Source organism: Halobacillus sp. ABR2_026, assembly GCF_056158545.1.
Genome location: NZ_JBSWTM010000001.1, coordinates 2153737 through 2168418 on the forward strand (window position 1 = coordinate 2153737; position 14682 = coordinate 2168418).

The window sequence follows — 14682 nt, forward strand, 5'->3', positions numbered from 1 at the left end:
AATCGTCAAGTATTTTTAAATTAAACAATTCTAACTGAATACTTACTTCTATGGTGGGGCCTATGGATGTGGAGACCTTCTGAACGATGATGGACAAGGAACGTCCCTCTAGCTGAGCGAGCAGGTCGAAATCCTTTTAACCTTTTATATTAATCATTTAACAACTTCATAATTTTCTCTTTAGTAGAAGTAGTATGTGGGTTTACAACACCATCAGGTTGATAACAATACTTTAAAATAGTCTCAGGATTAAAATCACTGTTCTCGTTTGTTAACCACGTTTCCAACTCTGAAACTTCATTTATTATACAAGGTTTTAGATCCTCCTCTTTAGGCATTTCAATGAGTAAAACATCATCAACAAGTTCATTAGAACGCATGTACACACTCTTTTTATAAGAGAATATTGCTCCTTTTCCTATATAGCGATTTAAATAATCTACAAATTCATATTGCCCTTTTTTTAGTGCTTCCATTGTAGTATTGGATAAGTGATAATCCTTTGACTTGAAAAAGCCTGTTTGACAAATTCTCTTTGAATTGGACGTAAATAGTTGTACAAAGAAATTACGATAAAATTCTTTCATGAAAGGTTGATCTTTTTCAATCGTTTGCGCTTCCAATAAATTGCTGGTTTTCGCTACTTGTTCTTTAGCTTTATTAATAACGTTACTCTCATTATTACCTATCTTAACTTCTATTGGATAAAGGTGAACCTTTAACCCTTCGTTTTCTTCAAGTCCTATTAATAGAACATCATCACTATGCTTTCCAGTCACACCTAAGTTTTTTGCGGTGAAAATACCCGTAGATTTACTTAAATTCACAGCACCGGCAACCCTTAAGACTTCCTCCAAGGAAATAGGTACCCAAGTAATTTTATTATGGTTAAAGTAGGCTAATGAAGCTTTTATGGCGGCAATAATACTTAATTTTTCCTCGGTATAATAACCTCGTGTACCTAAAATCTTTAAAAGCCATTCTCCATTTATTGTGTTAAATGCAGAAATTGTTCTTTCCACAGTTTTAGGGTTTTGGTCAGTGGAAAGCAGCAAAGAATCAAAAAATTCTTTTATAACTTCATAGTATTGGTTAGAACGGCTTGTTACTGTAACTGCATCATAACGACTGGATGAAGAATATTGGTCATTGTAATGGATCACCAATAAGTTGTCTATTGTGCTTTCAAAGAAATCCAATTCTACTCCAGGGTCTACAAACGTGACCCAATTAGAAGAATCGAGTACGTTATTGATCACATTAAGATCATCTAATGTTGTAAGAGCCACTATGCCTTCGCCCTTCATATAGGTATTGCTTGCATGATTAACCATGTTTGCAGCAAGCTCATTAGAATAATAGGCAGTTTGTAGTAGCAGATCATCTTTCTCAATCGAATAGTCATTAATCCCAAAGCCGCTTCGGTAGTCTTCTTCAAATTTCTTTGATGGGATTGTATTATACAATCCATCCATAGATACTCCACTTTCAAGATTGGCCATAGGTTGGGAGGCAAACTGTTTTTGAGCTTCCATCTTGTAAAAAGAGATATGAGCATAATCAAAAGTCCCTGTAGGAGAAGTTACGAAAAATTCAATGTTTCGATGTAGTTCTGAAAGTAAGTCTTCTGGGGATTCATTTTGATCCTTTGTTTTTAATTTCAAGTCGAATGTCTGCTCAAAATCCGCAACACTCGCCATTTCCGTAAATTGTTCGCAAAAACTATCGTCCTTGCTCTCTCTATAAACATTCACAACAATTTTTGGCATTTTAATAACAGAGTGCTTGTCCTTCTTTTCTAAATACCATTTGATAAGCCCTCTAATCACTTGGTAATCGTTGAGAATATTAATTACATTGACTTTAATTGGTGCATTAGAGTGATTCAAAAACAAATATGAAAAATGCTCTTCAAATTGATTCAGTTTATCCTTGACTACTTTATCTAAATAAAGATCAGCATCTACGACATTTGCTGTGTCAACTTTTTTATAGACCATCCATCCTGGGATATACTGCTGAGAGTCGGGATTATACACTTGGTCATCATCGTCTCTCAGAAATGGGAGTAACCCATCTGGCTTTAATCGATCTAGTATTCCAATTTCAATGTCTTCATCAGATAATTTATTTAGTTTCCTTAATTCAAAAGCAACATTTAGTGGGTGGAAAGGAGTGACCCAAAGCTCATCCCCAGTTGAATTGTAAATGAGACCTAACTTGAAAATATTTCTACACTTATTCCCCCCGGGATGATCATTTCCAAACTCGGTCACCGCGTTTATATAGGCTTTTACGTACTCTTTAGCCCTAGTTTGTATTTTTTCATCCCAATGTGTAAGAGAGGGTGCTTTTTTCAGGAAACTATTTACAAAACGATTATAGGCATCTTTTAATTCGAGTGGCAATTTAATGTCATCATTTCTAAAAAATTGGCCAGCGTTATAAGAGCCTGAATATGAAAGTTCTGAGAGCCATTCATATTCTATATTGATGTACTTCTTGTATTCAGAATAAATATAATACTCGTGGCCCTGTGTACTTGTAATTTTACTCCCCTTCAAAGTGAAGCTTGCTTGAGTTTCTCTTTTTAATTTTGCAAGACGGTTTGCTTTAATAGGTGTTGTTTCAGGTTTTTCACCTGCCAACTCCAAAAGTGTTTTAACATTCTTATATAGAACCGTGTACAACACTCTTTCTTCCCTATCAATAACTTCTTCAGGTACTTCATAGGCTGCCCCTTCTGGGTCTTCAACCTCAAGGATATCTTGCTCCTCAGAAATTCTTTGTGGAATCTTAGGCTCTACCCCTAATGTGATTTCGTTACTATCAAATGGTAGTTTTATCAGCCTATCTTTATAGTTGATTTCAAAAGATGTGTGATACTCCGAAAAGATCTTTTCTCTGAAAGGCAAGATGCAAATATTAAATTCTGAACCTAAGGAAGCTTTGTTATCATGTTTATAAACGAGACGTTGAAAACTAGCCTCTAGGTCACTTTTATCCAACGTAACATCGATGGTCCTTTTTCTAACTTTCACTTCTCCACTGCCATAATGTCTTAAAAACTCTTGCTGTAAACTATCTTTTTCACTATTACTTACATTGATATTTATGGAGAAACTTAGTATTTCAGGTTCATCAGTATAAACCAACATTTGAAATTTTCTTTTCGCTGCGCCTTTATCACCTAATGGTCGTATAAAATATTCACAACGAACATTGGAAGGAATTCTTACTTTATCAAACTCTACCTTCGTTCTTTTATTAGTTTCCGACCGTTTTTTGTTAGATTGAAAAACTAGTTTAAAATCCAATTCTCTCCAGTCATCTTTTTTTAATGCAGAAATGTCTTTATCCAAAAATAACTTTTCATACTCACTGTCATCCTGATTTAGTTCATTTAACTTCTCTAATTTTGAATAGAGTTCTTTGTTTTTTTGTAATCTCTCCTCAAGATTTGACCCCTTATAGGTATCCAATTGTTCATCCTTAAACATCCCTAGGTTTTTAAAGTCATCACTAGAAAGGTGGCCTTTATGAAGAATCTCTATCACTTCTTTGTAATCATAAAAAGTAGTAAATTGCATTAAACGATCGTGATCTATTTGACTTAAATAGTTATTTAATATAATGCGGTCAGTAGAAGATTGAACTTCCTCTTGAATTTTTTTTCGGATACTCAAAGATAATTCTTTGGGATGCAGAGGCATTCCCTCGCTCTGAAGGGATATACTTCCGCCACTGATTGAATCTAAGTCATCAGAAATAATACTTAGAAGCGCTTTCCCATTCCACTCGTCAACTTGGTCCCCCACACGATTCCTTAATGTTACAAGAAAATCATTGGTAATGTTTTTACTTGTATTGGCTACTACTAAGTCTGCGCCTTGATCATAACAAAATTGCCTTGTTATAAAATCTTCACCATTTTCTAAACGATATGAAAATGAAGCAGGATTTAACGATTCATTTAATGAAGTAGTAAATTCCTCAACATCCTCATTGTTATTTAAAATTAAATAGTATCTCTCCCCTGGAGAAGGTTTAGATTGTGAGAAGTATTCATATATTAAATTTGAAATAAATTTAAAAAATAGGTTTGACATATTGTGCATCACCACTATCACTCTTCTTTTCAATATAATTCTGTTGCTCAAGAAGCTGTATGGCTTCTTTTTTACTGTACTGATCGAAAGCAATCCCTCTTCTTTCTAACTCCTTAAAGAATTCCTTCAATGAGATCTTTTCATTTTTAACAGCTACAGCGCTTAGCATAAGAAAATCATCTTGTTTAAGGGATAAAATATATCCATGCTTACCTCTAGCCTTTAAAAATTTACTTTTCCCTAAATTATCGATGTTTTTCCCGTACTTAAAACACACCTCTTTACTCATACCCTCTTGAAGTTGTGAGAAAAGAGCTTTAAATAGATCAGAAAAAGTTGAGTGCTCATTCATCGTATTAGGTACTTCTTGGCCCGCTAGATTTGAATATTCTTTTATCCAATCAATTAGCTTTCGTTTTTCTTCAAGCTGCTCACTGCTTGATAATTCCTGAAGAGTTTCAATAATCGCTTTATAAGTTTTTAAATCGCTTCGCTCTTCTTTCGATTGGCTTAAATGTGACAGGCAATGGATATGCACAAATAAATTGTGAGCATTATTTTTAATCATCCTATAGTCTTCAACAGCTTGTCTATACGCTCCGATTCCGGTTTCCCAATCAAAGGTAAAATAAAAGGAATCCATTTTTTGCAAAGCTTCATTACCAAACTTTTGAGACTTCCTAAGAAACTGTAATACATATTGAAAGGTGTAAAAATGGACGATATTAAAGAAATGTTTAATAAAATAATCTTTTTGTTTACTAAGGTATAGAAAGTCCTCAATAAACAATTCCTTTAACAAGGGGAGAGTATTTGAATATTTTGGTTCTTTATATTGTTGGTTATGGCCTTTACTCTCGAGCTCTGGTAAAGAAGATATAATTAATTCTGTCAGCAAATTATTTGTCTCTTTTGAAGAAAACAGAGAGGATATTTGCTCATTGTTGTCGAATAAAAGATCATAAATAAATCGTGAATACTTCTCTTTCTCCTTTTTATCCCCCTTCTTTTCTTCAAGTAGCGTTATATAATTAAAGAGGTATAAATGTAACGGCTTTAACTCTGAGTTATTTTTAAATAGGAAATCTTCTAAAAAACCAGCTAATACTTCATGGTTTTCATCATCTCTAAATTCTACATTGTCCACAACATTGTTAATCAAGGGGTAGTCAGAATACGTAAAATCACTCTCATCAGTGAACGTAGGTTCTTTGAAGTTATTAGTTATTCTCACTAACTCACCAATAATTTCATTAATGCTTTCATTAAAAACTCTTGTTAATTTAGATGAAGTAAAAGGAAATGCATCTTTCACATTTCCAGTGTCATGCGATAAACCATTCTTCGTCTGTTTTTTTGAAAGTATCTTATGAATATCCTCGAAATAAAAAACAGTACTCATCTTATTTTTCCACCTTCTCAAATGCAAATGCTCCTAAGAAATCCTTTCCTAAGCTAAACAACTCATTTTCACCATGATAGTGAATTAGCAAATCTGCATTCTTAGAGATTGATATTAGTTGATTCATAAATGTCACAAATGATAGTCCATCTTCATAGTCTTTTTTGTTAGGTCGATACCCTTTAATCACTTTATCTAGAAGTTCAAAAAGCGCATAATCAATTTCAAAGTGGATGATTTCTGATTTGGATTGATCTGTAAAAGCTAAATTTATTGTTGTATCAAAAGTTTCTAGTACCTCTAATGCATTTGGTTTTTTTCCAAGAGGAGAAGGTATAAAATCAATTTTCTGAGCAAGACGATAGTTCTCAGACATACTATTAATATATACATAACCTCTTTTAGGAGAACCTCTCCAGGATAATATTGCTTCCCAAACACTTGTATAAATTTCTTTGACAATTTTGTTGGACATCCGATTGTATCCATATAAATAACGGACATATTTTCTCATTGATGTTTTTTCGACTTCTTCTTGTAATAAGGGATCCGTAAAAAATGCTGCTCGAATAAACAATTTACTAATAGATTGAAAGGACTCATCTTCGAGTGAGTTCTCCTTTTCCATTAATAAATCTACAAATGGATTCAATATTTTTTTATAACTCTTCTCTTTTATATACCGTTCAATGGCCTTATTAAAATCTTGAGAGCTGTAAATCGTGTTTATTATCTCGTCTATAGAGTGTGAACGTTCATGAATAGGGTCGTATTTTTGAATTCTGTCAACGACTTCACTTCTTCCCTTACGATCAAATAAAAGAGATGGCAATGAATAGTCGATTCTTTCAAACTCCGTCATATTTTGAATTTTAATTTCTTCGATACTTGTCTCTGTAGGAATTAGAATGTCTGATATGAAATTGAAGAAGGTTCTTGTTGAGATCACCATCTTGTCTTCTAAAATCAAATAACAAAGCAGTTTATTTAGCAGTTTGCTTGTATTTTCATTCGAGAGTAACTCGTAATTTAAATGAACGACAGTATAAGTGTCATTTTGTATATCTAATTGATAGGCTTGATAAAATGGATTTACAGTGTCTTTCCGAGTGATCTTTTGTAAGATTTCACTAAAATAATTGGAAAATACTTTACTTTCACTTAATTGGAATGGTTGATAATCTGAGAAATTAATAATAGCAAAAGAATCATCTTTATAAACTTCTGTGATTTCCTCTGTAAAAAGTTTACTTTCTTCAATAAACGCTTTGAACTTATTGAAAGTTAAATCCTCATGAGAGTAATTAATAAAATTATTTATAACCCCTAAGTTGATCGCTAAAATAATTTGTTCGTTCCCCATTTGATACTCTTGATCACTAAAGGGCCGTAATTTTTCTTTTAATGTATCTAAACTATTTTTTTCAGGAGAGTCACTCTCCGTTGCATCATTAATAATCGTAATGTCCTGAATTAACTGCGGTTTCTTTTCCTTCAAATAGGATAGTAAATGAGATTTTCCATCTCCTACACTTCCGGAAAGCAAAATCAGTTTTTTTCTTTTATCCTGAGAAGCTTCTAATTCCTTCTCTAAATTACGCTGTATATTTCGTTCCACATGCAGATAGTCCTTGAACTTTGAAAAGTTACCTACATTTTCAAGTGCTTCCTGAGATGAGGCTTTCAATCTACTTAACTCACGAATTAAATAGCTTTCACCCTTTTCTAAATCTTGTTCTATATGGAAAGTCTCCGTATCGTTAGTAGAAGTTTGCGTTTCAGTAGCAGAAGTGTTTTTATTCGTAAATTGTTGGATGTGTTGTTTAATTAAATCTTGGATATAACCTTCATCGACATTTGTTGCTGGTTTTGGTTCTTTATATTCTGGTGTCTCAAAATCAGGCGATCCATAGACCTCTGCGTACCATCCTGCCAATTGAAACACTTGTTTGTGTACTTTCAAAGCTATAATTTGAGAATGTTCTTTATCATCGTGGGCAGCTTTGTTTCCTTGAAATCTTAAAAAATCAAATTTTTCTTGCAATCTTTTATCTAGTACGCCATCGTTATATAGTTCTCTGATCATTTCGTAAAGAGTTGGAGAGAAATTTTGGGTGCTGTTCTTTTTTTCTTCCTTATATATAACCTTTAGCAGGTTTTCGGCAAATTTCCTTCCTTGAATAACCGCAGAAGTTGCATCTATATAAACTAATTCATCTACTTTTTGTGCTAAATTATATAGCGAGGATTGATACTTTTCTATAAAACTACAAAACATATCTTCCGACATTCTTAAGAAACCTCCGTACTTAGTTACAAATTTGTAATCTAATTTTAACATAGATGACTCAAGTAATTTAAGCAAATTCCCAACAAAAGTTGATGTGAAATGATTGAGAGATTGTCCAAAAGCTTTTATAATAAAAGTACAATATTACGTACGTAATCAGGGGGATGTATATGGATTTTGGTTTCAGTTACAACTTTCCTGCCATTAGAGGTATTCAAGCAGGCGAAGAATATTATATTGCAATGTGTCCTTTGAGAGTAATTCCAAAGATTTTTTTATTTGATGAAGAAGAAGTACCACCAGATTATCGCGCACAACGAATTATAAACAAGAACCGTATTCCGGATATTACAAATTATATCGTTGATAACAAAGAGGATTACGTCTTTTCTTCCTTAACTGCTTCTATTGATGGGGAAGTTGAGTTTAAATCTGTATCACCTGAGCCTATGTACAGTGATATGGGGATGCTTACAATATCTCTTGATTCTAGATTCCTAATTAATGATGGACAACATAGGAGAGCTGCTATAGAAGAGGCATTAAAAATAAATCCTGAATTAGGTAGTGAAACAATATCCGTAGTTTTTTTCATTGACACCGAGCTTAAGAAATCTCAACAGATATTTTCGGATCTAAACCGACACGCAGTGAATACAACCTCCTCTATAGGAATCTTGTATGACCATCGTGACAAGCTTGCTATTGCAACAAGGAATATCGTTAATAATAATCAGTTCTTAAAGAGATATACAGATCGGGAAAAAGTATCATTATCAAAGAACTCACCTAAAATTATCGCTTTAAACCATATCTTTAACGCTAACTTAAGACTTTTAGGCATATCCAAAGGGGACAATATCACTGAACAAGATGAAAAGTTTCTGATAGAATTTTGGAACGTACTAACGGATTCAATTAATGAATGGAAAATGGTCATGAATCAAGAGCTCACCCCAAAAGATTTAAGAATGAACTATATTGTGGGGCATGGCGTTTTTCTAGAAGCGATCGGTATTGTAGGTAAAGAGTTATACGAAAATGAACAGGATTGGAAGCATTATATTACTTTATTGAAGAACGCTGACTGGTCACGAACGAATACAGATTATTGGAAGGGTAGAGCAATAAATGTCAATGGCCGCGTTCAAAAAACTGCACACACTATTAAATTAACGGCTATACAAATTAAAAAATTATTAAATCTCACCCTTACAGATAGTGAACAGATGATAGAAGAGCAATTTCAGAAAGGAACTTTAAAATGAGTGGAATTATTACAGAGGCATTTAACAATAAAACAACCTTGATCGAACAGGCAAAAGAAGAAGTAAAGAAAACCTACATGAATGATGACCGCCCATGGGTAATTGGTTACAGTGGAGGAAAGGATTCAACAGTTGTCGTCCAGCTTGTTTTCGAGGCCTTAAGTGAGATGCCTTCAGATCAACTAACTAAAAAAGTTTATGTTATATCTTCAGATACATTAGTTGAGACACCTCTAATTATTCAATCAATAAATACTACTCTACGTAGAATTGAAGAAAAAGCAGTAGAACTAAATTTACCTATTGAAACACATAAAGTAAAACCAATGGTAGACCAGTCATTTTGGGTAAACATTATCGGTAAAGGTTACCCCTCTCCTAACCAGCAATTTAGATGGTGTACGGATCGTTTAAAAATAGACCCAGCAAATCAATTTATCAAAGAGAAAGTTAACTCATTTGGAGAGGTTATTATGGTTCTAGGAGTCAGAGAGCAAGAAAGCGCGACAAGAGCCAATGTCATTAAGTCCCACTCTGTTGATGGAAAAGTATTAATGCGTCACTCCACCCTATCCAATGCATATGTTTATGCACCGATACGAAAATTCGACTTGGATGAAGTATGGAACTACTTGTTAAGTTTCGAATCCCCATGGGGTGATGACAACTACGAATTGCATCGGTTATATCAAGAGTCCGGTAGCGGAGAATGCCCTTTAGTTGTTGATAAAACTGTCAAGGAGTCAGCTGGTTCTTGCGGGAACTCCCGCTTCGGATGCTGGGTTTGTACAGTCGTGAATGAAGATAAAGCCTTAAGTGGATTTATTGACAGTGGACACGACTGGATGAAGCCATTATTAGACTTTAGAAACTGGTTAGCTTCTATTCGAGATGATCGTACCCGACGCATGAAATATCGTATGAATGGACAGGTCTATTTCATGCCCATGCAAGTTAAGAATATTGATGGCACTGATTATGTAATTGTTCCTAAAAAAGGTAGTCGAAAAAAAGACCTTATTCCACTGGAGAAATTCGACATTATTGAGAAGCATGAGGTAAAAGAGTATTTATACAAGAACAATATTGACTTATCATCCTCTGACGATCCAATGGTTTTAATTAGAGATGAAAATGAGAGCCTTTGCCGCTTTGGACTAGGTGCCTTTACTCTAGAGGCTAGAAAAGAAATTTTACAATATCTCCTTAAAGTTCAAAAAGACTTAACACATCCATTTGATGAAGAATATGACCTTATTAAAGAAGATGAGCTTAAAGAAATCAGGAAATCTGGTTCAGCCATGGTGATTTTGAAGATAGTCTTCCACAATTGTTTAATAGTGTTTTTGGATATCATTTAAACTGGGAAAAAGATGAACGTTTAATTTTTGACCAAGATGAACTCCATCAACTTGAAATGATGTGTCAAGAAGAAGGCGTCGACTTCAAATTAATTAAAAAGCTACTTCTTATTGAAAAAGAACATACAGGATATAAAGTTAGAAGAGGATTAATGGATCAACTATCAAATGCTCTCCAACAGGATTATTTACATTTATAATTGCAAACTCGAAAGGATTACAAACAATGATAATTAAGAGTATTACACTAAATAATATTGGGCCCTACGAAGGGAAAAATATACTTGACTTCAATACGAAAGATAAGAAGAATACAATCCTTATTGGAGGAAAAAACGGTTCTGGGAAAACCACATTTCTTAACAGCGTTCGTCTTGCCCTTTATGGTCCTTTAGCTTATGGGTTTAAAACTGCTTCTAAAGATTATATTAAAAAAGTTCAAGCATTACTAAATTCAAATTCATTAAAAAAGCAATTTGATGATATTAAAGATCATGAAGAACAATTCAGTATAAGGATAGACTTTTCTATTATTCAAGATTTCACCCGAAACAATGTTGCAATCATAAGAAGTTGGGACGTTGATACCTTTCCTGTAAAGGAAAAAGTTAGCGTTATTAAAAATGGTATTGAGGTGAGTGAAGTAGAAAAAGATAAATTCTTCTCTCATTTACGGACTAGCTTCCCCCCTTCTCTATTAGAATTGTGTTTTTTTGATGGAGAAGAAATTTCACACCTTACAGATGAAGACCATTTATCGCATTATTTACAAACTCTCTCATCAAAAATCTTTAACTTGGATTTGTTTCAAAACTTAGAAAGTGATTTAAATGATTACTTGGATCAGAGTTCAAAGTCTAAAGAACAAAGTAAATTAGAAGAAGAAAAAAATAGTGTAGAAGAAGAATTAAAAAGGGCAATTCGAGTTTTGGAAGAACTAAAAACAGATGAAGAAAGCACAATCAATGAATTAGAGTATAACCAAGTAAGATACAAAGAAGTAAAAAATGATTTTGCTGTCCACGGTGGATTAGCGTACGAAGAAAGGGACAAAATCCAAAATCGTATCAATGATATTGAAGGGGACAGAAAACATTTAAATGAAAGAATAAAAGAGTTCATAGCAATGGAACTTCCATTTTTCCTTGCATTCCCTAAACTTTCAGAACTTGTTAAGCAACTAAAAGAGGAAGAAGACTTTCATGTTTCAAATGTACTGAAAGAGAAAATCCAGCATCTTCCTACAGATGAGCTTGTTAAAAATATTGGTTTAAACACTAATGATGAACAAGAAGCAGCTTTAAAAAATTCTCTTGTAAAATACCTAGTTTCTACAGAGGAAGTAGATATTGTCCATAATGCTTCAAAGACTGAAGCACAGCAAGTATACTCTCTCTTACAAAATACAAACCTTGAAAGATTGCAGATCATCATAAGATCTATAGAAGAAAATCAAGAGTTATTGAATGAATTGCAAGAACTGAGACAAAAACTTAGAGATAATGATGATTCACCAGAATTTAGTGAAATGATTGAAAGCATGGAAGTTTTCAATCATAAAGTGTCAGAGTTAGAGATTAATCTCTCTACAATTAAAGAAGAAATTCACGAAATACAGAATGAAATTGATGAACTTAATCGCAAATACGAAAAAATCAAACAACAGCTTCATAATATTCAAAAGACTAAATCCTCTTTTGAGCAGTCTCAAAAGGTCATTCAAATAAGTAAGAAGTTTCAAAAGCAGCAATTAAGAAATAAAATCAAAGATATTGAATATTTCTCAACAAAAATGTTTAAGGACCTCATACGAAAAAAAGAATTTATTAAGTATATTAAAATTAACCCTGAAGATTTCACGCTTACAATTTTAGACTTCAATAACGAAGAAATAAATAAAGACATTCTATCTGCAGGTGAAAAAGAGTTATTAGCTCTATCAATCATATGGGGTACTATAATGTCATCCAAAAAAGAACTTCCTTTGATTCTAGATACTTTACTAGGACGATTAGACAACGAACACAAGCATTCGATTGTCACAAAATTATTGCCTAAATTCGGTGTGCAGAATATCGTATTATCTACTGATTCTGAAATCGACCAAAAATTGTATGAGGGTATTAAGGACACAACGGCTAACGAATACACTTTAAACTACGACTCTTCATTAAGAAAAACGAAGATTGAACATCACTTCTTTAACCTAGTTACAAGAAAGGTGAATCTTTCATGAATTTTAGACTGAAAACTAACACGCAGACCGCAGAAACCTTAAAAGTTCTACAGAACTCTACTGGCCTTACACCAAATATTTTAAGTAGAATCGGGATCTCCCTATCTGTGCAGCACCCAGATCAACCACAACTGGTGGATTCTGATAAAAACGGACTAGAGTTCAATCGTAACACTCTAACTGGTGATCACGACTACTTTTATAAATCGTTAATAAGACAACATGCAAAACAGGAAATATCTGAAGAAAGTTACTTCCCAGGTCTTTTTAATGCTCATCTAACCAGGGGAGTAAAGATATTAAATGAGGAGTATAAACACTCAGGTAACTTTAGTAAATTACTAATGAATTTAATAAAGACTAGTGAAGAAAATCTTAAGGGGGTTTGAAGATGCTCTATTTAGATCATAGTGCAACAACTCCTATACTTCCCGAAGTAAAAGATAAAATGATGGTGTACCTAACCAATGAATTCGGCAACCCATCTGGTAAATACTATGAACTAGCAAACAATGCAAAATCAGCTATTAGTAATGCAAGATCGGAAATAAGTAAGTTAATCAATTCAAGTGAAGAAGAAATTATCTTTACTAGCGGTGCAACCGAAAGTAATAACATGGCTTTGAAAGGAGTTGCTGACTATTATAGTGCAGCAAACAAACGTCATATTATTACCTCCAAATCAGAGCATAGTGCAGTTATTGATGTCTGTGAGTTTTTGGAGAGTAAAGGGTTTAATATAACTTATTTAGATGTGGACCGCTACGGAAGAGTTAATCCGAGGGACCTAGAAAAAGCAATTAATAAAGATACGTTACTCGTATCTATTATGTGGGGAAATAATGAACTAGGCTCGTTGAATGATGTTAAAGAGCTCTCTGAAATATGCAAAGAACAAGGCGTGCTTTTTCATACAGATGCAACTCAAGTTCTAGGTAAAACCCCTATAGATTGGGAGGGAATACCAGGAGTTAGCTTTCTCTCAGTTTCAGCTCATAAAATGCACGGGCCTAAGGGAGTTGGAGCACTAATAATTAGGAAAGATCAGTATGGAAACTTAATTCCACTCACTCCCCTCTTCCATGGTGGGGGTCAAGAAAAGGGTATAAGAAGCGGAACTTATTCCGTACACAATATAGTGGGATTTGGAGAAGCAGCTAGAATTGCGCGAGTTAACTTAGACGATAATATAGAGCAGTTATATAAATTAGAAGAAAAGCTAATTGCGATTTTGAAGAATAAATTTGGACAACAAATTAGCTTTAATTCAGATCATCAAAATAAATTGCCAGGCGTTATTAACGTCCGTTTTATTGGATTAAATAACGAAGTATTACTAAAAAAATTATCACCAATTATTGCAGCTTCAACTGGGTCTGCATGTAGTAGTGCAAAACCTTCACATGTATTGCAAGCTACAGGTTTAGAACTTTCAGAAGTGCGCGAATCTATTCGTTTTTCTTTTTCGCCATATACAAATCTAGATGATATCGATATATTTTATGAATTGTAAAAAGCAAGGGCCTATTGCCCTTGCTTTTTTATTCTGTAGCTATAATAAATCATTAACTAAACTCTTTTTCTTCCATGTATCATAATCCTCTATATCAGCAAATTCTTGGACATAGTCCATAATTTTTTGCAATGCATTTTTTTGATCACTCATAAATACATTATAGACCTTATTAGCCCCGCTAGCTGCATATTCTTCTGCAATCTTAATTTTTTCTTTGAACTTCTCTTCAGAGTAATCATAAATAAACTCAAGGTTATTAGTTTCCAAATAAGCTACCATATTTATAACAGGCTCATCAGTTGTTAGGTTGAAAACCTGCCAATGGATTAATTCTAAGCTCTCTGTAAATGGGGAACGTTTGCCTTCCAAAAATCCAACTACCATGGATAACATAAATAAATCTTTATAACTTTCAAAAACTCCAAACTCTTTCTTATCTGTTAATTCTTGATAAATATATTCTTGGTCTTTCGGCCTTCTGACTCTAGTGTTCATCATAT

General features: G+C 33.5%; 9 protein-coding genes. 5 read left to right on the forward strand and 4 right to left on the reverse strand.

The window, feature by feature from the left end; all coding sequences use genetic code 11:
- Positions 1-149: 149 nt before the first annotated feature.
- Genes dptH through dptF form a run of 3 tightly spaced genes read right to left on the reverse strand, consistent with a single transcriptional unit; the run spans position 150 to position 7801 of the window.
- Complete coding sequence (gene dptH, locus ACXADE_RS11140) at positions 150-4109, reverse strand: DNA phosphorothioation-dependent restriction protein DptH (protein ID WP_474980540.1); 3960 nt, start codon at positions 4107-4109, stop codon at positions 150-152.
- Positions 4090-5511, reverse strand: coding sequence for a DNA phosphorothioation-dependent restriction protein DptG (dptG, locus tag ACXADE_RS11145; RefSeq protein ID WP_474980541.1), 1422 nt, complete (start codon positions 5509-5511; stop codon positions 4090-4092). Before dptG ends, dptH begins: the two co-directional genes overlap by 20 nt.
- A gap of 1 nt (position 5512) precedes the next feature.
- Positions 5513-7801: a DNA phosphorothioation-dependent restriction protein DptF gene (dptF, locus tag ACXADE_RS11150; RefSeq protein ID WP_474980542.1), complete on the reverse strand. Its 2289-nt coding sequence runs from the start codon at positions 7799-7801 to the stop codon at positions 5513-5515.
- A 170-nt stretch (positions 7802-7971) separates the two neighbouring features.
- Between dptF and dndB the strand changes: the two genes are divergently transcribed.
- From dndB to ACXADE_RS11175, 5 genes are all read left to right on the forward strand, one after another.
- Positions 7972-9069, forward strand: coding sequence for a DNA sulfur modification protein DndB (gene dndB / locus ACXADE_RS11155; RefSeq protein ID WP_474980543.1), 1098 nt, complete (start codon positions 7972-7974; stop codon positions 9067-9069).
- Positions 9066-10430: a DNA phosphorothioation system sulfurtransferase DndC gene (dndC, locus tag ACXADE_RS11160; RefSeq protein ID WP_474980544.1), complete on the forward strand. Its 1365-nt coding sequence runs from the start codon at positions 9066-9068 to the stop codon at positions 10428-10430. The genes dndB and dndC overlap by 4 nt, the downstream gene beginning before the upstream one ends.
- A gap of 226 nt (positions 10431-10656) precedes the next feature.
- Entirely contained in the window at positions 10657-12666 is a 2010-nt protein-coding gene (gene dndD / locus ACXADE_RS11165) for a DNA sulfur modification protein DndD (RefSeq protein ID WP_474980545.1), read from the forward strand.
- Positions 12663-13055, forward strand: coding sequence for a DndE family protein (locus ACXADE_RS11170; protein ID WP_474980546.1), 393 nt, complete (start codon positions 12663-12665; stop codon positions 13053-13055). Before dndD ends, ACXADE_RS11170 begins: the two co-directional genes overlap by 4 nt.
- A gap of 2 nt (positions 13056-13057) precedes the next feature.
- Positions 13058-14179 carry a cysteine desulfurase family protein gene (locus tag ACXADE_RS11175; RefSeq protein ID WP_474980547.1) on the forward strand — a complete coding sequence of 374 codons (1122 nt, stop codon included), beginning with the start codon at positions 13058-13060 and terminating at the stop codon, positions 14177-14179.
- Positions 14180-14218: 39 nt separating this feature from the next.
- Here ACXADE_RS11175 and ACXADE_RS11180 read toward each other — a convergent pair whose 3' ends face one another.
- A complete protein-coding gene (locus tag ACXADE_RS11180) occupies positions 14219-14677 on the reverse strand; it encodes a hypothetical protein (RefSeq protein ID WP_160839920.1) in 459 nt (152 codons plus the stop codon).
- Between the last annotated feature and the right edge of the window lie 5 nt (positions 14678-14682).